Source organism: Streptomyces sp. NPDC001339, assembly GCF_042895955.1.
Lineage (GTDB): Bacteria > Actinomycetota > Actinomycetes > Streptomycetales > Streptomycetaceae > Streptomyces.
In genome coordinates this window covers 38,262-56,322 of the sequence record NZ_JBIAWT010000013.1, presented here as the reverse complement: position 1 = coordinate 56,322, position 18,061 = coordinate 38,262, and the positions used below count along the sequence as shown (strand labels likewise).

Here is an 18,061-nt window from a genome sequence, read left to right as displayed (position 1 = left end):
GCGCGCGGGCGGTACGGCTGATGTATCTCGCGACCACGGACGCGGCCACGACGGCGAGGAAGGCGACGAAGAGGAAGGAGGGGAAGAGGAAGGCGGGGAAGGCGGCGCGTGGCCGCGTCGGCGGGCCGGTCCTGGCCCTCGGCGCGGTCAGCCTGGTCACCGATGTCTCCTCGGAGATGGTCACCGCCGTGCTGCCGCTCTACTTCGTCCTCCAACTGGGGCTGTCCCCCCTTCAGTTCGGGTTTCTCGACGGGCTCTACAACGGCGTGACCGCCCTGGTGCGGCTGGTGGGCGGGCAGGCGGCCGACCGCGGCGGGCGGCACAAGCTCGTGGCCGGGGCCGGCTACACGCTCTCCGCGCTGTCCCGCCTCGGGCTGCTGTTCGCGGGCGGCGGCACCCTCGGTATCGGCGCCTCGCTCGCCGCCGACCGGATCGGCAAGGGCGTACGCACCGCCCCTCGCGATGCGCTGATCTCGCTCAGCGCTCCACCGGACGCACTCGGCCGGGCTTTCGGCGTCCACCGCGCCATGGACACCACCGGCGCCCTGCTGGGGCCGCTCGCCGCGTTCGCTCTGCTGTGGGCCACCGCCGACGCCTATGACGCGGTGTTCGTGGTGAGCTTCTGTGTGGGGGTGGCGGGGGTGTTGTTGCTGGTCGCCTTCGTACCGGGGGCGGCCGGGCTGCCCGCGCCGTCGCGGGCGGGACGTGGCGGACCCGGTACGGGATATGGCGGACCTGAGAGACCGGGTGGGGAGACCAGGGAGACCACCCCGCGGTCCCGCGCGCGGCTCCTCACCCCGCTCCGCGACCCCGCCTTCCGGCGGATCTTCGTGGCCGCGGCGCTGCTCGGTGCGGCGACCATCGGCGACTCGTTCCTCTACCTGCTGGTGCAGCGCCGGCTGGACTTCGCGGTCAGCTGGTTCCCGCTGCTGCCACTGGGCGCGGCCGCGGTGTACCTGCTGCTCGCGGTGCCGGCCGGGCGGCTCGGTGACCGTATCGGCCGCCGGGTGCCGTTCCTGTGCGGACATGCGGCACTGCTCGGCGGCTATCTCCTGCTGCTGGCGACCAGCGCCGGACCGGTGTTACTGGTGGGTGTACTGGTGTTGCTGGGGGTGTTCTACGCGGCCACGGACGGGGTGTTGATGGCCCTCGCCGGTCCGGTGCTCCCGGCCGCGCGGCGGGCGAGCGGGATGGCGCTGCTACAGACCGGGCAGGCGGTGTGCCGGCTGCTGGCGGCCGCCGGATTCGGTGCCGCCTGGACGCTGTGGGGTGCCCGCCCCGCGCTGCTCCTCGCCGCCCTCGCCCTGGCCGCGGCGCTGACGGCGGCCGCCGTCCTGCTCCCCGGACCGGAGCGTGCGTCCCGATCGGCCGACCCGGCCTGCCCGCCCAAGCCGGCCTGCCCGCCCAAGCCGGACGGGTCGGACGGGTCGGATGGGCCGGACGCGCCGAGCCTGCCGTCGAACGGCCCGCGTCCCCCGGAGTGACCAACTCCAGGCCCCCCCTGACCCCGCCAGCCCCCGGAAAGGCAACCGCCCCGCCCATGACCATGCCCCCGTCCCCCTCCCGCCGGTTCGTCCCGCGCTCCCTCCGCGCCCGGATCCTCGCCGTGGCGGCCGCGGTCGCGCTGCTGGCCGCCATCGCCGTCGTCTACACGGTCGGCGCCGCCCGGCGCGCCGAACCCACCGACGCGGCCTCGGTCTTCGGCCTCGACCACGGCCTGCTGTACTTCCGCAGCTCCGGCGCGGGAGCCGGCCGGGTAGCCCGGCTCCCCGCACCGGCCGCGCGGGCGGTCGCCGCCGGTCCGGCCCCGGTCCGTCAGCCCGACCGCCGCACCACCGGTGGCCCGGCCTGCGAGCGTTTCCACGCGGCGGCCGGTACGGGGCTGTGCCTCCAGCGCCGGCCAGGCATCCCGCCCAGGTCGTACGCCGTGGTCCTGGACCGGCGGCTGCGCGAGAAGCAGCGGATCGCGCTCACCGGCATCCCCAACCGCGCCCGGGTGTCGGCAACCGGCCGCATGCTGTCCTGGACGATGTTCGCCACCGGCGATTCCTACGCCGGCACCGCCTTCTCGACCCGCACCTCGATCCTGGACACCCGTACCGGCTACCTCGTCAAGAACATGGAGGAGATCCCGCTCACCCTCGACGGCCGCCGCTACCACTCCCCCGATGTCAACTACTGGGGCGTCTCCTTCGCGCGCGACGACAACCGCTTCTACGCCACCGTGTCGACCAAGGGGAAGACCTACCTCGTCGAGGGCGATATGCGCAGGTGGGCGGCGCGGGCGAGCCGCGAGAACGTGGAGTGCCCCTCGCTCTCGCCGGACAACACCCGCCTCGCCTTCAAGAAACGGGTCCGCCCGGGCGCCACCGACCCCTGGCGGCTGTACGTCCTGGATCTGCGCACGCGCCACGCACACCCGCTCGCCGAGACCCGCAGTGTCGACGACCAGGCCGCCTGGCTGGACGACCACACCCTCGCCTACGCGCTGCCGGGCCGCGACGGCCGGGCCTCCGACATCTGGACCGTCCCGGCGGACGGTTCGGGCACACCGGCCCTCCGCGTGCCGGACGCGTCCTCACCCGTGCGCGTCCCTTAGGGCCCTAGGCGCACAATCGAAGGGTGAATGATGCGGTGAACGATGCGCGGCACGCCCAGGAACAGCACGCCCAGGAGGGGTCCGGCGGCGGGGTACCTGCTTCCAGCGCCGGCCGTGACGTCCGGCGGCGGGACCGTGATGAGCAGGGGCGGGCACGGAATGCCCGTCCGCGGGACGGGCTCGGCCGACCGCTGCCGTATGGTGCGCCCGGCGTGGAGCGGCAGCCCGAGGGGGTGCCCCGTGCGCCGGCGGCGGCGCTGGCCGAGGCGCAGCGGCTGCTCGACGCGGGGATGCCGTTCCATGCGCATGAGGTGCTGGAGGACGCCTGGAAGGCGGCGCCGGAGGCGGAGCGCGAACTGTGGCGGGGACTCGCACAGCTCGCGGTGGGGCTCACCCATGCGGCCCGGGGCAACCCGGCAGGCGGTGCGGCGCTGCTGGACCGCGGTGCGGCGGCCATCGCCCCGTACGGGGACACCGCCCCCTACGGCGTCGACATCCCGGGCCTCCTGGGCTGGGCCAGGGAACTGACCTGCCGTCTGACCGGTCCGGGGAAGGGGCCGGAAACGGGACAGGAAACGGGGCCGGTGGCCGTATCGGCGGCGGAGAGCGCGCCCCGCCTGCGCCGAGCCGACGAGGCGGCCGGAGGACGCCCCGCCGACGGCGTGTGACAGCCGGTGGGCGGCCGGTGCCGTGCGTGCCGCGCGGCATGCCCGGCCGCCCGGCCGGTCCCCCGGCTGCGCCTCACTCGCCGCGCCCGCGAACCCGTCGGCCCATGGCGAGCAGGCCGGTCAGGCCGACGGCCGCGGCCCCGGCGAGGCCCGCGCCGAGGACGAGGGCAGGGCGCCACCGGGATCCGGGGTGGACGCCGACGGCATTGGCCTGGGCGGCCGCCGGGAGGAGGGGGCGGCCGTCGGAGGTGCCCTGCACGGCGTGCAGGGTGCCCACCGGTTCGGCGGTGCCGGCCGAGCGGAAGCCCCAGTCCAGCAGTGAACCAGCCTCCTTGTAGACGCCGTTGGCCACCTTCGACTGCGGGTTCAGCACGGTGACCAGGAGCGTACGGCCGTTCCGGCGGGCGGCGGCGATAAGGGTGTTGCCGGCTTTGCTGGTGTATCCGTTCTTCACACCGATGATGCCCGGGTAGCGGGACACTCCGTGCGAGCCCGCCAGCATGCGGTTGGAGTTCTCGATCGGGGTGCCGCCAACGCTGGGGAACCGGGCGCGAGGGGTGCCGCAGTAGCGGGCGAAGTCGTCGTTGGCGAGCCCGGCGCGGGCGAAGAGGGTCAGGTCGTACGCGGAGGACACCTGGCCGGGCACGTCATAGCCGTCGGGGGACTTCACGGTGGTGTCGTGCGCGCCGAGTCTGCGGGCGTTCTGCTCCATCTCCTGGGCGGTCTTCCGCCAGCCGCCGTTCATGGCGGCGAGGACGTGCACCGCGTCGTTGCCGGAGCGCAGGAAGACCCCGCGCCACAGGTCGTCAACGGTGTAGCGGCGGCCCGCCTTGACGCCGACGACGCTGCTGCCGGACCCGAGGCCGGCCAGGTCCGCGGTGCTGACCCGGCGCACCGTGCCGGAGGTGAACTTGGGCAGGACGGTGACCGCGAACAGTGTCTTGATCGTGCTGGCGGGGGCGAGTTTGCGGTGCGGGGCCTTGGCGGCCAGCACGTTGCCGGTGTCCGCGTCGGCGACCAGCCAGGACAGGGCGGACAGACCGGTGGGCGGTTTCGGTATGCCGGGGACGGAGGCGGCCTGCGCCCCGGGAGCGGTCTCGACGGGCTGACGGGCCGTCGGGCGGACGGCAGCGGCGGCCGGTATGGACGTCAACGACATTCCCGCGACGGCGGCCAGGGCCATCGCGGCTGCCTTCTTGGACACTCGTGCGTCACTTGCCATGCCGTCACGCTACGTAGGGAAGGGGTCGCGCGCAGCGTTTCTGGGCCGGATGGAGCACAGCGGTTTCGCCCGCTCGGGCTGCCGCGGCCGGTGGATCGCATCCGCAACAGGTGCAAACGGCGGGCACGCAGAAGGACCCGCCCGGTGCGACGGGGGATGCACACCGGGCGGGTCACAGGAACCTTTCTACCGCATCGGGGAACGGTCACGCTCCAAAAACTTGTGCGTGTGCGGATTACCAGGCGACGGGGAGCGAAATCAGGCCACGTGAGCGGAGCGTCCGGCGGTACCGCAGCGCGTCTCGCGGCACGTCCAGCCGGAGGTCCGGGAAGCGGTCGAGGAGCGCCTCGAGCGCGGTGACGGTCTCCATGCGAGCGAGTGCGGCACCGAGGCAGTAGTGGATGCCGTGGCCCAGCGCGAGGTGCCCGGAGAGGTCCCGGCCAGGGGCCGGCGTGTCGGGGTCGGGGAATCGGGCGGGGTCACGGTTCGCGGACGCGATCGACAGGAGCACGTTGTCCCCCGCCGGGATGCGTACGCCGCCGATCTCGATGTCCTCGGTGGGGAAGCGCCGGATTGCCAGGGGAGCCGGTCCGTCGTAGCGGAGAAACTCCTCGACGGCGGTCGGCAGTTCGGCCGGATTCCGTCGCAACTGGTCGAGCAGTTCCGGGTGGTCGAGCAGAGCGTGTACGGCGTTACCGATGAGGTGGGTGGTGTTCTCGTAGCCGGCGAGGAGGATGAGGAAGGCGAGGGAGGTCAGTTCGTCCTCGGAGAGCCGGTCGCCGTGCCCGTCTCCCTTGCCGTCGGTGTCGTCGCGCACCGCGATCAGGTCGGACAGGAGGTCGTCGCCCGGTTCGGCCCGCTTGGCGGCGATCAGGCCCGTGTAGAACTCCAGCATCGCCCCGACCGCCCGCTTCGCCAGTTCCGGACGGGCCGGATCCGGGGTGATCAGGGCGTTGGACCAGGCCAGGAAGTCGGGGCGGTCGTGCTGCGGGATGCCGAGCAGATCGCAGATCACGGTGATCGGCAACGGTCCCGCATAGTCCGCGATCAGGTCGGCGGGGGCGCCGCGCCGCTCCATGGCGTCCAGCAGGCCGTCGGCCACCCGCCGTACGGGCGTGCGCAGGGCCTCGACCCGGCCGGGGGTGAAGGCCTTGACGACCAGTCGGCGGATCCGGGTGTGGTCGGGCGGGTCCATGTTGAGGAGGTTGGCGTCGAGCGCGGGTGGCAGTGCGAGGCCGCGGTAGCCGCCGGGGGTCGCGTGGCGTTTGTCCAGGGAGAGCCGGGGGTCGGCGAGGGCGCGTCGGACGTCGTCGTAGCGGGTGACCAGCCATGCGGGGTTCCCGTCGGTACCGGTGATCCGGTGGACCGGGCCTGCTTCGCGCAGCGCGGCATAGGCGGCGTACGGGTCGTCGAGGAGGGGCGTCGTGTCGATGGGGGTGGCGGGGCCGGTCCCGGCGGTGTTCTGCATGATCTCGACTGTAGGGCGCTGGTGAACACGTCGTGTCCGCCGTACGTCGTCCCGCACATGTGCGGTGGTCGGCGTTCCGCACATGTGCGGTGGCCGGCGTCGTACGGCGGCACAAGTCGTACGGCGGCACAAGCGGAGGTGGCACCGGTCCCTGCGGACCGGTGCCACCTCTGTGGTGCCGGGCGGCCCGGACCCCCGTGCCGGGCCACCCCGTCTCTGGTGTTCCTCAGTTGCGTGCCATCGCGCTCCGCTGGCGCAGTTCGGTGAGGACGGTCTCGATCAGCGGCGAACGGTAAACGTCCGCGACGAGCGCCAAGTGCTCGTACTCGGCGGTGAGTTCCGCCTGATCCGAGCCATCGGCCACCACCACGCTGTCGGCGCCGTGGGCCGGGACATGGCCGACCGCGCGGTTCTCCAGCCCCCGGCGGAGCGCGGCGGCCTCGGCGACGGCTGCCAGCTGCCGGTCGTCGAGGGCAACCGCGCGGGCCCGCTCCCGGGCGATGTCGACGGCGTCCGACTCGACATGGCGGCGGATGCCGCGCTGTACGTCCCGTATCTCGGCCATCTGCCGGTTGGCCCGCCACTCCAGGTCGGCGAACGGCCAGCGCAGCGGCCACGCCGAGCGCTCCATGGTGATCTCCGGGGTCTGTGCGGTGACGGTCCGCCAGAGCGGGGAGAGCCGTCGCAGTCGGCGCCAGGCGGCGACCCGGGGGCCGGCGGCCGGCAACGCGAAGCCGGCGAGGACCAGGATCGCGGCGACCGAGGCGCTCAGCGGCGCCACTCCGTTGGAGAGCCAGGGCGCGGGGTGGCCCGTCCAGGAGAGGACGAAGCCGATGACCTTGCAGGCGCAGTAGAGCAGGCCGAGCCAGCAGCCCGCGGCCAGTACCCGTAGGCCGCGGGCCAGATGGGTGCCGCCGAGCCGAGCCGCGTAGCGGGGGCAGAGCGTGCCCAGGGCCGCGAGGCTCGATCCGAAGATGGCCAGATACAGCACCAGGAAGAGCATCACTCCGGGCGAGTCGGTATAGGCGGTGCTGAAGTCCCTGGGGTGCTCGACGGCGTCGGGGCGGCCGACCGCGAAGCCGGTGATGGCCACCGCCCACAGCACGGCCACCGTGCCGACGGCGGCGCGGGCCCGCTTCCGGGCGCGGGCCCGGCCGGCGCTGCCCTCGCCGGCCGTCCAGCGCAGCAGCAGGACGAGCGCGCCGGCGGCGAACACCACGACGGAGGAGTAGAGGAAGACCATGGCGAGGTTGGCCACGCCCACCAGCCGGTCGAAGGCCCGGTAGAGGCTGGGCGCGGAGAAGAGGAAGACCGTCGCGACCCCGCCGGTCATCACACAGGCGAGCCCCAGGTCCGTATTGCCGCGGTCGCGGAACCAGGCGAGGGACTTGTACCCGACGATGCCCCAGGCGGCGACTCCGAAGGAGAGGTAGACGAGGTCAAACACGCGGCCTCCCGTAGCCCGCCGCGCCCGCGCCGACGTCCTCGGCGCCCGCACCGCCGGCCGGGGCGTCCTGCACCCGCCGGATGTGCTGGAGCGCGGGTCCGAGGGCCGCCGCCAGCTCCGCGGCCTGGCCCTCCAGGGGGAGTTCACGCTCGGCCGCCGTGGGCACCACGCGTGCCATCAGCAGCGTGCCGAGCACCTCGGTCTCCCGTTCGGCGAGGCTGTCGTAGCCGTGGTGCCGGGCGAACTCCATGGTCAGGCCCATCCGTCGGAGCGCGGTGGCGGCGTCGACCGAGGGTGTCCACCTCTTCAGGACGTCCTCGGTGACGGCCGGGTCCTGCCCGTGGCCCAGCAGCAGATGGCTCAGCTCGTGCAGCACGATGTGCGCCTGGTGCCAGGGGGAGGTCCTGAGCTCGTAGAAGATCCAGTAGCCGTCGTCCGTGACGGCCGTCATGCCCGAGACGACCCCGCCCAGGCTCATCGGCACCAGACGCACGGGCCGGCCGACACGGGTGGCGACGATGTCACACAGCCCGCGCAGATCGGTCGTGGCGGGCAGCGCCAGTTCCTTGATGAGCCGCTTGCACCGTCTGCGTATCCGCCCCACTCGCATGCTCGTCCCGTCCTCGTCTCCGGCCGGCCGCCAGGTGGCGAAGGGCCGGCCCCGCTCAAGGGTCCCGACCGGCGCGCTCACCTCGTCTCACCTCCCCGTTCCGGCGGGTCGGCCGGCAGGTTCATCTGCTGCCGGAACTGGGAGATGATCGTCGTCAGGCTGTCCTGCACCTCCGGGGGCAGACCGACGGAGCGCAGTGCGATCGCCCGCACCCGCTGGTCCCGCATCGCGGCGAGGAAGCGGACCTCCTCCTCCACCCGTGCGGCCTGCGGCTGGGAGAGGTCCCCCAGCAGATAGCCGACCGGCACGGCGAAGAACTTGGCCAGCGCGCGCAGCAGTTCCGGACCCGGGTTCGCCCGCTTGCCGTTGCGCAGCATCGACAGGTACTGCTCGGTGACCTTGACCCCGCCGTACTCCTCGGCCCCGCCACTGATCTCCTCCGCCACGAAGGCGTTGGTGTACGGCGCACCGGGCGGGTGCATGTTCGCGAAGAGGTGGTTGAGCCGCTCCGCGAGCACGCTGCCCTCGGCCCTGGCCCGGTCGTCGCCTCCCACGCCCATCCCCGTCCCCCGTTCCTCGAACCGACGATCTCCGGAATCCCACGGCATCCGCCGACGAACCCGACCAACCCAACGAACAGTTAAGGCCGCTCTCGCCGCGTCCCCCATACTTGCACGCAACGAACGGGACGCACCAGTCCACTTACGGACAGTGAACTCCGGCGGCCTTAACCACCAGTTGAGTAACGGTCAGGCCCTGGGCCTATCCGCGGTGGTCGCGCAGGGCGGTGGCGGCGACGTCGCTCGCTTCGCCGAGGACGAAGGCGGTGACGCCGTCGGACCGCCACTGGGCCCGGCGTTCGGGGGCCCGGGCCATCGCGCAGAACGGCACGCCGTGGCCGGCGCAGGCGGTGTGCACACGGTGCACGGCGTCCCGCACCCGGGGGTGGCGCAGCTCCCAGGGCACGCCGTAGGACTGCGACAGGTCCCCGGGGCCGGGGAGGACGAGGTCGATACCGCCGCCCGACAGGATGTCGTCGATGGCGTCCACGCCCTCGGCGTCCTCGATGAGCGGGATGAGCATGACCTCGGCGTTGGCCCGGGCCACGTACTCCGGCATATCGATCAGTCCGAAGCCGGGGACCCGCCCGCCGTTGAGGGAGCGCATGCCCTTGGGGGCGTAGTAGGCGGCCCGGACCGCCCGGTCCACGTCGGCCCGGGTCCGTACGTGCGGGACGACGATGCCCATGGCCCCGGCGTCCAGCGCGCGCAGGATCGCGCCGGGGTCGTCCTCGGGCACCCGCACGAACGGGGTGAGGCCGGTGGCCTCGGCCGCGCGGATCAGGTTCTCCAGCTGCTGCGGATCGACGAGGGTGTGCTCGGTGTCGAGGACGACGAAGTCGTACCCGGCGCAGCCGACCATCTCGACCAGGGCGGGGGCGGGGACGGAACAGTAGAGGCCGTGGACCTCCTCGCCCGCGGCGAGTTTCCGCTTGACCGCGTTGGGGCGCAGCATGTCAGCTCGCCTCCGTCCGTGCGGCGGAGCCGGTGTCGCCGTCGAGGAAGTGGAACGTCGGACGCGGGTGCATGAGGAAGTCGTGGTGGGAGATGTTCCAGGCGTAGGCGCCGGCCACGCCGAACGCCACCCGGTCGCCCGCCCGCAGGCCCGGTGCGAGGACGCCGCGGGACAGCAGGTCCTTCGGCGTGCAGAGCTGGCCGGTGAAGGTGACCCGCTCCTGGCGCGCGGCCGAGCGCGGCCAGGGGTGGGGCCAGGGCTCGGCCACCGGCAGAACCGTGCAGGGCTGGTCATGGCCCTTGGTGGCGGGGGTGCGCAGGTGGTGGGTGCCGCCGCGGACGACCGCGAACTCCTCGCCGTGGCTCTGCTTCACGTCCAGTACCTCGGTGGCGTACCAGCCGCAGTACGCGGTCAGGGCACGGCCGGGTTCGATACGGAGCAGCAGGCCGGGGTGGGCGTCGGTGAGGCGGGCCAGGCCCGCGCCGTACGCCGCCCAGTCGAAGCGGGTGTCCGGACCGGCGTAGTCGACGGCCATGCCGCCGCCGACGTTGACCTCGGCGAGGGGGTGGCCGTGGCGGTCGGCCAGGGCGAGCGACCAGGTCACGATCGACGCGGCGGCGTCGAGGAGCTGGGGCGCGTCGAGGCCGGAGGCCAGGTGGGCGTGGACACCGCGCCACTCCAGCTGCGGACAGGAGCCGTCGGTGAGGAGGCGGACGGCCTCGTCGGCCTCGGCGGGGTCGAGGCCGAAGGGGCTCGGGCGGCCGCCCATGGCCAGGGAGCTGCCTTCGAGGGAGTCGGCGGCCAGGGGGAGGTTGAAGCGGAGCAGGACCGGAATGCGGGTGTCCGGGGCGGTGCGGGCGGCGAGGTCCGCCAGCATGCGGAGTTCGTACACGCTCTCCACGTGGAAGCGTTCCGTGCCCGCTTCCAGGGCCGCCGTGATCTCCGCGGGGGTCTTGCCCGGGCCGCCGAAGGCCAGCGGGCGGCCGGGCACGGTCTCGCGGACGTGGGCGAGTTCGCCGCCCGAGGAGACCTCGTAGCCGTCCACGTAGGGGCTGAGCGCGGCCAGGATCTCCGGTTCCGGGTTGGCCTTGGCGGCGTAGTACAGCTCGACGCGCTCGGGCAGCGCCGCCCGTACCCGGGCCGCGTGGTCGCGCAGGGCCGCCAGGTCGTAGAGGTAGGCGGGCAGTTGGCCGCCGGGCAGGGCGAGGGCACGCTCGCGGACGGCGGCGGTGGGGGCGGTCATCGGGCGGTGCTCCAGGGGTCGTCGGTGCGGGCGGCGCCGGTCAGTACGTGCTCGGCGAGCGGAAACGGGGAGGCGAGGCGGACATAACCGGCGTCCCGGTCGGCCTTGCGCTGCCAGCGGGTGAGCAGGTTGGCCTTGGCGGGCAGCGGTACGCCCGCCAGCAGGGCGCTGAGCAGGGGCGGGCAGCCGTGGGCGTCGGCGTAGGCCTGGATGGTGGCGCGGACCCGCGCCCAGAGCGCGGCCTCGGTGTGCGGGTGCAGGTCGGCGAGCGCGGCGAGCAGTTCGGCGACGTGGTTGACCAGCAGGCAGTAGACGACCCGGTCCCAGCCACGCTGCGCGTCGTACGTCATCGGGCCGGCGACCTCGGGCGGCAGGGCGGCGAGGGTGTCGGCGTGGTGGTCGGGGACGAGCTTGGTGCCCTCCAGGTCGCGGAAGAGGACCTGGGCGGGCATCCCGTCGCCGTCGACACACACCAGGACGTTCTGCAGGTGCGGTTCGAGGACCATGCCGTGCTCGAAGTACGCGGCCAGGACCGGCGGGATCAGCAGGTCGAGGTAGGCGGCCCACCAGTCCAGGGCGGTCTGCGGACCGGCCCCGTCCAGGAGGCGGGAGATGTGGGCGGGGCTGGTCGGGTACTCGTCGGCGACCGCGGCTGCGAGCAGCGGGGTCGTACCGGGCAGCAGGCGCCGGCTCAGGCCCTCGCGGACGATCATGCCGAAGCCTTCGAGCAGGGTGCGGTCCGGGCTGCCGTCGGGTCCGGGCAGAGCGAGGCTGCGGTAGGCGGGTTCGCGGAGCATGGCGCTGCCGGGATAGCGGGTCTCCAGGTCGGCGAGGACCGGCTCCAGCAGCCGGGTCAGCGCGACCGCGCCGGACAGCTCGTAACTGGCGTTCTTGCGCAGGCAGTTGGTGATCCGGACGTTCAGGCTGAACTTCAGGAAGGTGTCGCCGTCGTACAGGGTGCGGACGGAGGCGGTGGCCGCGAAGGGCCGTTCGCTCACGCCCAGATCGACGAGGTCGCCGCGGTCGAACGCCGCCCGCAACGCGGGGTTGTCGTGGAGCAGTTCGTACTGCCAGGGGTGGGCGGGCAGCAGCCGGTAGCCGTCGGGCACAGCGGGGTGCAGGGCGTCCACCGGGGCGGTCGCGTCGGCCGCCGCGGACTCCTCGGCGATCAGGTGCTCGCGTACGGCGAACAGGCGCAGCGGGAAGGACGCCGCCGTCTCGGGTGCGTACGCCGCCCAGGACGCCAGGTCGCCGGTGCGGGCCTTGGGGGTGGGGTGGAACCGGTGGCCGAGGAGCAGGGACTGTTCGGAGGTGAGGTAGGCGGCGAGGGGGTCTTCTGGGCCGTCGCCGGTACGGGCCGGGGTGTGTGCGGCGAGGGTGGCCGTCAGGGCCTGGTGGCTGGAGCGGATCTGGTCCCGGAACTCCTCGTTGTCCACGCCGGTGCGCAGGGACAGCTCGGACTCCGCGTATTCGGCGAGGCGGCGCCAGTCGGTCTCGGCCCAGCCGCCGTCCGCATGCTGCTCGGTGACCGGTCCGGTGAACCGGTGGGCGCCGAGCAGCGAGGTGCGGCGCAGGGCGACCCGGAGGAGCACGCCGCGGCGCGGCAGCCGCAGGAGCAGGTGGCCGTCGGCGACGGCTGTCTGGTGCTCGGGGCCGGACAGTTCGCGCAGCAGGCAGTTGAGGAGGGTGTGCGCCACGGCCTCGTCGGCGGTGGGCAGGCCGTCCGGGGTGGTGGTGGCGGTGGGCGAGGGCGTCTGGAGGGGGGCGGTGCCGGCGGGCAGCGACATCAACGGCTCCAAAGGGGCTGGGAAGTGCGACGGATCAGGGTGGGGAGGACGGCCGCGAGCATCGTGGCGAGGGCGACGGCGGTGCCGGTGAACAGGGGCGCGGCGGGCCCGAAGAGGCTGTTGCCGGCCGCGGCGGCCAGGCCCGCGGCGACCGCGCCGGCCTTGGAGACGAACTCCAGCGAGCCGAACATCCCGCCGGGCGGGCGCCCCTTGGCGCAGTCGGCGGCGAGCACGGAGCGGCAGACCAGGCCGAGGGTGAGGCCGGCGCCGAGCAGCAGGCGTACGGCGACGAAGGCGGCGAGCGAGTCGGCCAGGACGTGTGCGGCCAGCCCGAGTGCGATACAGCCGAAGCCGAGGGTGATGCCGAGCCGGGGGCGGCGGTGGAACGAGGCGTGCACGGCCATGGCGAACAGCAGATAGCACAGGTGCGGGAGGGCGAAGAGCACTCCGGAGAGGAGCGGTGAGATGCCCGGTATGCGCTCCTCGGTCAGGGAGATCAGATACGGGAAGGAGATGACGGTCGAGAAGACGAAGGCAAACTCGAAGGCGTAGAGGGCGCGCAGGGGCCCGGGCGCGGGTCCGGTCCCGTTCGGCCGGCCCTCGGCGGTCCCGGCCTTCCCCTCTGTGGGGCGCTTCTCCTGCCGGCGCGGTTCCGGGATCGCGGCCAGCATCAGGGCCGCGGCGAGCGGCAGCACGGCGAGCAGGGCGTACTGGCGGTGCGGCGACAGCCAGGGCGAGAGCGCGCCGACGACGACCGGTGCGACGACGAGGGCGGCGCGGGCGCTGCCCTGCATCAGGGTGAGCGCCTTGGACAGCGCGGGGCCCTCCAGCGCGGCGCCGAGGTAGCCGTTGGACGCGGCGAACGTGCCGCCGAGCACACCCTGGAGGACCAGCGCCGCGGTGAAGACGGCCAGGGAGTCGGCCCATCCCGCGAGCAGGAACGAGAGAGCCAGGCCCAGCTGGGCGCGGAGCAGCAGCCGTTTGCGGCCGTACCGGTCGGCGAGGCGGCCCCACAGCGGGGCGCCGAGCCCGCCGAAGACGGTGGGGACGACATAGAGCAGGCCCGCCCAGTGCGCGGTGTCGTCACCGAGCTCCGGCAGGATCGCGGAGAGGTAGGGCGGCAGGCCGAGGGCGGCGAAGGACGCCACGAAGTAGCAGCCGGCGACGGCGTGGACGTGCCGGCGGCCGAGGGGGGCGCTGGCGGCCGGGGCCGGGGCGGCCGCCACGACGGAATCCGTGGCGGAATCCGTGGCAGCCTGGGCGCGGTCCCGTGACGCGGTGACGGTCATCGTGAACCACCCGCCCACAGCAGGTAGTTGGGGCCGTGTGTGTAGTGCTTGTTGATGTCGGCGGCGCCGGAGCGTTCCTTGCTGAGCAGGGAGCCGGCGGTGACCATCGCCTTGACCGGCAGGCGGGGCGCGTCCAGGACCCGCGCGCGCAGCGTGGCCCCGGGGCCGCCGGGCGCGCCGCCGAGCCGCTCGACGGCCTCGGCGAGGCGGTCGCGGACCAGCCCGAGGAGCCGCTCCAGCGGGGCACGGCCGTGGCGGGCGAGCCCGAAGGCGTACGCGCCCGCGCACAGGTGCACGGTGATGGTGGTGAACAGGTCGGCCACCGGCTCGTCGCCGTCGACGAGGATCCGGGGGTCGGCGAAGGCGCCGGGGTCGAACGCGTCGGTGCCGAGGGTGTCGCGCAGCCGGGCGGCGTTGATCCGTGGCCCGTCGTTGTCCTTGAACAGCAGCCGCAGCCGGGTGGCGCCGCGGTCCTGGTCGAGGACGAGGGAGATGTTCTGCTGGTGGGACTCCAGGCCGATGCCGTAGCCGAAAAGGGTGGTCTGCCAGTCGAACAGGAGGGTGAGGCAGGCGTCCAGCAGGGTGAGCGGGTCGCCGCCGTAGAACCGGTCGGCGAGGTGGTCGACGACCAGGCGGCCGCCGGGTGCCTCGCTCAGCAGCGCGGCCAGGGGAATGACGACGGCGTCGTCGAGTCCGGCCGGGTAGCGGCGGCACAGGGTGGCGAGGAGTTCGTGGCTGGCGTGGGCGTAGGTGGACTCGTCGGCGTGCAGGATCCTGCCCTGGAAGCGCGGTTCGCGGGCGGTCACGGCCTCCAGCAGCCGCTGTCCGAGGGCGCCGTTGACGAGGGTGTGGGGCTTGATGGTGCGCCGGTTGCGCAGCCCCAGGGTGGCGGTGGCCAGCGGCAGTTTGAGGTGGAGGGCGGGGTCGGCGGTGAGGGCGACCGTGCGCATCGACAGGGTCGGTATCGCCTCCAGGTACGGCTGCTCGGCGAGGTGCGCCCCGTCCTCCAGGCCGGCCTCGCGCAGGGCCTCGCGCAGCGGGGCGCCGACGGTGAGGGGGTGGACGGGGAGGGTGAGGTGGGTCCGATCCAGCGCCGGCAGGCCGAGGTCCGCCGGGGTGGGCCAGTGGCCGGGCAGACCGGTGGCGCCCTCGGCGAGGGTGAGGGCGTGCCGTGGCAGGGCGAGCCAGCGCAGCGCGAAGCGCGGGTGGAACTCCGGTGCCCAGGCGCGCAGTTGGTCCTCGCCGAGGCCGGAGCGGCCGCGTGCCGTGGGGTAGACGGGGTGGTCGTGGTGGGCGGCGAGGGTGTCGTGGGCGAGGCCGCCGGCCAGGCCGGTCCAGTGGGCGGGGTCGGCGCCGTACCGGGCGGTGAGCCGGGCCATGACCTCGTCGCGTACCTCGGTGTGCAGCCGCATCGTGGCGAGCGTCTGGCGGCACTCCTCGGCGAAGGCGTCGAAGCCGTCGCGGTCGACGGGGTCGGCGAGCGCGCGCAGCGCGGCCAGGATCTCGTCGACGGTGGCCAGTTCGGCGCCGTCGGACTCGCGGAGCAGCAGCGGCCGGCGGGCGGCCGTCTCGCACTGGAAGCCGTCCTCGGCGACCGGCAGCAGCAGCGCGTCGTCGCTGCCGGCCGCCAGCCGCAGCCATCGGCCGTCCGGTCGCTCGACGGGCGTGCTGCGGCTGCGCAGGCCGACGACGTCCTCCCGCAGCAGCGCGCTCAGCACGCGCAGCAGCAGGTCCGCCTCGTCGGTGTCGGTGAGCGGGGTGTCAGTGGGAGTGGTTGTGGTGGGAGTGGTGGTGGTGCCGGTGGTCACGGAGTGATCTCCCAACGCTGCGCGGCGAGCAGCTGATCCGCGGCCCGGTCCACCGCCTGCTGGTCGGTGCCGGTGGCCCGGAGCACGCCGACGTAGTCGCGGTTGGTGTGGTACAGCTCGTGCCGCTCCCCCAGCGCGCGCAGCGGGCGGTAGGTGAGCCGGACGCCGTCGACGGTCCGTTCGGTGGCTTCGGGGGCCGCGGTGAGCGTGCCGGCGGCGGGGGCGCAGAGGTGGTCGATGCGGGCCGCGCCGTCGGTACGGGCGCCCAGGTCGGCGGGGAGCGGCTCGCCGAGGTGGGTGCGGAGGATGTGCTCGAAGAGCGGGATGCCGAGCAGCTGGGCGAGCATCAGGTCGCACTGGTCGCCGATGACGCGGTAGTTGACCTCGATGATCCGGGCGCGGCCCTGGTGCACCACGAACTCGGTGTGGCAGGCGCCGAATCCGACGCCGAGCGCGTCGAGCTGGGCGAGGACCTGGGCGACGACCGGCTCGGGGTGCGCGGGGACGAAGGTGTGCCGCTGCTCGATGAAGTGCGGGGGCGCGGAGAGCGTGGTGTGGAAGCCGCCGAGGACGTGGCGTATTCGGCCGTCGCCGAGGGTCTCCAGGGTGTACAGCTCACCGGCGAGGTACTCCTCGACGACCAGGGCCGCGCCCGGCCGCCGGGACTGGATCTCCTTGGCGTGCCGTACCAGTTCGTCCGGCCCGTCGGCGAGGACCACGTCCTCGCTGGCGACGCCCTCGCGCGGCTTGACCACGCACGGGTACGGCACGTCGAGGCCGGTCAGCACCGTCGGGTCCTGGTCCGCGGGGAGCTCCGCCGACCAGACGGTGTCGGCGCCGGCGGCGGCGAGGTGGCGGCGCAGCTGCGCCTTGTCCTTGGCGCGCAGCGTGGCGCGCCAGTCCTTGGCGGGGAGCCCGAAGTAGTCGGCGGCCAGGGCGGCCTGGGTCTGCAGGTGGTCGCTGTTGGTGAAGACCGCGGCGGCCGGGTGGTGGGTGGCGATCCGGGTGATGACGGCGCGGAAGTCGCGGACGTCGCACGGGAGGATCTCGAGGTGCGGGTGGCGGCGCCGGTGGGGTTCGGGCTGGTCGGTCAGGACGGTGACATCGAGGCCGAGCCGGGCGGCGGCGGGCAGGAAGCCTTCGGAGACGGAGTCGGTGGGGTTGAGGGCAAGCAGGTAGAGCCGCATCAGCGGCGCCCCTTCCGGAACGTGCGGGGCCGGCGGCGGACCGGCGGTGAGCGGTGGCGCGGGCGCGGGGAACGGGCGGGCGGTGGCGGGACGGTGGCCCGCCCGTTCCCGGCGGGAGTTACTCGGGAGCTACTTCCCGGGAGCTACTTCCCGGGAGTTGCTTGTCGGGAGTTACTTCTTGGGCAGTTCGACGCCGGCGGCCTTGGCCACGTCGGCGAGCATCTTCTCGGCGGCCTGGACGCCGATGCCGGACATCCAGGTCTCGTCCGGGACCTCGAAGACCTTGTTGTCCTTGACCGCCTTGAGGTCCTTCCAGACCGGGTTGGAGGTCACGGTCTTCTGCTGGGTCTTCTGCGGGTCGTCGGCGAGCGTGACGAAGACCAGGTCGGCGTCGGCCCGGTCGATCTGCTCCGCGCTGACGTCCTTCATCGTCACCTTGGGGTCGGTGGAGGACTGGGACTCCGGGCGCTTGAGGCCGATGTCGTCCAGGACGACGCCGCTGTAGGAGGAGCGCTGGTACAGGCGGGTCGGTCCGGCGACGAAGCGGACGACCGACGCGGTGGGCATCTTGCCGTACTTCTTCTCGATCGCCTGGCCGAGGGCCTTGGCCCGGCCCTCGTAGCTCTTGAGGGCCGCGTCGGCCTCCTTCTCCATGCCGAGCGCCTTGGCGTGGACCTTGAGGTTGTCCTTCCAGGGACCGCCGGTGGTCTCGGTGAAGACGGTCGGGACGCCCAGGCCCTTGAGCTTGTCGTAGATCTTCTCGTGCCGGACCTTGGAGGAGAGGATCAGGTCGGGCTTGAGGGAGGCGATCTTCTCGAGGCTGGGCTCCAGCAACGGGCCGACGTCCTTGACGCCCTCGACCTTGTTCTGGAGGTAGTTGGGGAAACCGCCGGCGGTCTTCATGTGCGGGGAGACGGCACCGACCGGCTTGATGCCGAGCATGGTGACGTCGTCCAGCTCTCCGGTGTCGAGGACGACGACGCGCTTCGGCTTCGCGGGGATCTTGACGTCGCCCATCGCGGTCTTGACGGTGCGCGGGAAGCCGGCGGCGGAGGCCCCGGCCTGGTCGCCACCATCGGCCTTGTCGTCGTTGCCGCAGGCGGACAGAGCGCCGACGCCGAGGACCACGGTCAGCAGCGCGCCGCCGACCCGGCGGGATCCGCGCAGGGGAGATCTGGTGGACATGAGGTTTCCTTGCTGTGAGCGGGGAGGGAGGGG

Annotated in this window: 15 protein-coding genes; 3 read left to right on the top strand and 12 right to left on the bottom strand. The window is 73.4% G+C overall.

What is annotated here, in order from left to right; translation table 11 throughout:
• The first annotated feature begins 20 nt into the window (after positions 1-20).
• The 3 genes from ACFY12_RS30580 to ACFY12_RS30570 are packed head-to-tail and all read left to right on the top strand — an operon-like array spanning position 21 to position 3,267.
• A complete protein-coding gene (locus ACFY12_RS30580; RefSeq protein ID WP_390719176.1) occupies positions 21-1,484 on the top strand; it encodes an MFS transporter in 1,464 nt (487 codons plus the stop codon).
• 56 nt (positions 1,485-1,540) lie between these two features.
• Positions 1,541-2,599 carry a hypothetical protein gene (locus ACFY12_RS30575; protein ID WP_390719175.1) on the top strand — a complete coding sequence of 353 codons (1,059 nt, stop codon included), beginning with the start codon at positions 1,541-1,543 and terminating at the stop codon, positions 2,597-2,599.
• A 23-nt stretch (positions 2,600-2,622) separates the two neighbouring features.
• The gene (locus ACFY12_RS30570) at positions 2,623-3,267 is read left to right on the top strand and encodes a DUF309 domain-containing protein (RefSeq protein WP_390719174.1); all 645 of its coding nucleotides are present in this window, start codon (positions 2,623-2,625) and stop codon (positions 3,265-3,267) included.
• 73 nt (positions 3,268-3,340) lie between these two features.
• On the opposite strand, the gene ACFY12_RS30565 is transcribed toward ACFY12_RS30570, so the two are convergent.
• The 12 genes from ACFY12_RS30565 to ACFY12_RS30510 form a co-directional block, all read right to left on the bottom strand.
• Positions 3,341-4,489: a D-alanyl-D-alanine carboxypeptidase family protein gene (locus tag ACFY12_RS30565; protein ID WP_390719173.1), complete on the bottom strand. Its 1,149-nt coding sequence runs from the start codon at positions 4,487-4,489 to the stop codon at positions 3,341-3,343.
• A 235-nt stretch (positions 4,490-4,724) separates the two neighbouring features.
• Positions 4,725-5,957 carry a cytochrome P450 gene (locus tag ACFY12_RS30560; protein ID WP_390719172.1) on the bottom strand — a complete coding sequence of 411 codons (1,233 nt, stop codon included), beginning with the start codon at positions 5,955-5,957 and terminating at the stop codon, positions 4,725-4,727.
• 226 nt (positions 5,958-6,183) lie between these two features.
• A complete protein-coding gene (locus tag ACFY12_RS30555; protein ID WP_390719171.1) occupies positions 6,184-7,404 on the bottom strand; it encodes an MAB_1171c family putative transporter in 1,221 nt (406 codons plus the stop codon).
• On the bottom strand, positions 7,397-8,008 hold the full coding sequence (locus tag ACFY12_RS30550) for a hypothetical protein (RefSeq protein ID WP_390719285.1): 612 nt from the start codon (positions 8,006-8,008) through the stop codon (positions 7,397-7,399). Before ACFY12_RS30550 ends, ACFY12_RS30555 begins: the two co-directional genes overlap by 8 nt.
• A gap of 83 nt (positions 8,009-8,091) precedes the next feature.
• Positions 8,092-8,574: a helix-turn-helix domain-containing protein gene (locus ACFY12_RS30545; protein WP_390719170.1), complete on the bottom strand. Its 483-nt coding sequence runs from the start codon at positions 8,572-8,574 to the stop codon at positions 8,092-8,094.
• Between the two features lie 202 nt (positions 8,575-8,776).
• Complete coding sequence (locus tag ACFY12_RS30540; protein ID WP_390719169.1) at positions 8,777-9,529, bottom strand: HpcH/HpaI aldolase/citrate lyase family protein; 753 nt, start codon at positions 9,527-9,529, stop codon at positions 8,777-8,779.
• A gap of 1 nt (position 9,530) precedes the next feature.
• The gene (locus ACFY12_RS30535) at positions 9,531-10,772 is read right to left on the bottom strand and encodes a type III PLP-dependent enzyme (RefSeq protein ID WP_390719168.1); all 1,242 of its coding nucleotides are present in this window, start codon (positions 10,770-10,772) and stop codon (positions 9,531-9,533) included.
• Entirely contained in the window at positions 10,769-12,559 is a 1,791-nt protein-coding gene (locus ACFY12_RS30530; protein ID WP_390719167.1) for an IucA/IucC family protein, read from the bottom strand. The genes ACFY12_RS30535 and ACFY12_RS30530 overlap by 4 nt, the downstream gene beginning before the upstream one ends.
• Positions 12,559-13,848: an MFS transporter gene (locus ACFY12_RS30525; protein ID WP_390719166.1), complete on the bottom strand. Its 1,290-nt coding sequence runs from the start codon at positions 13,846-13,848 to the stop codon at positions 12,559-12,561. The genes ACFY12_RS30530 and ACFY12_RS30525 overlap by 1 nt, the downstream gene beginning before the upstream one ends.
• Positions 13,845-15,656 carry an IucA/IucC family protein gene (locus tag ACFY12_RS30520; protein WP_390719165.1) on the bottom strand — a complete coding sequence of 604 codons (1,812 nt, stop codon included), beginning with the start codon at positions 15,654-15,656 and terminating at the stop codon, positions 13,845-13,847. Before ACFY12_RS30520 ends, ACFY12_RS30525 begins: the two co-directional genes overlap by 4 nt.
• Entirely contained in the window at positions 15,653-16,843 is a 1,191-nt protein-coding gene (locus ACFY12_RS30515) for an acetyl-CoA carboxylase biotin carboxylase subunit family protein (protein ID WP_390719164.1), read from the bottom strand. The genes ACFY12_RS30520 and ACFY12_RS30515 overlap by 4 nt, the downstream gene beginning before the upstream one ends.
• Before the next feature lie 171 nt (positions 16,844-17,014).
• Positions 17,015-18,028, bottom strand: coding sequence for an ABC transporter substrate-binding protein (locus tag ACFY12_RS30510; RefSeq protein ID WP_390719163.1), 1,014 nt, complete (start codon positions 18,026-18,028; stop codon positions 17,015-17,017).
• Positions 18,029-18,061 lie beyond the last annotated feature (33 nt).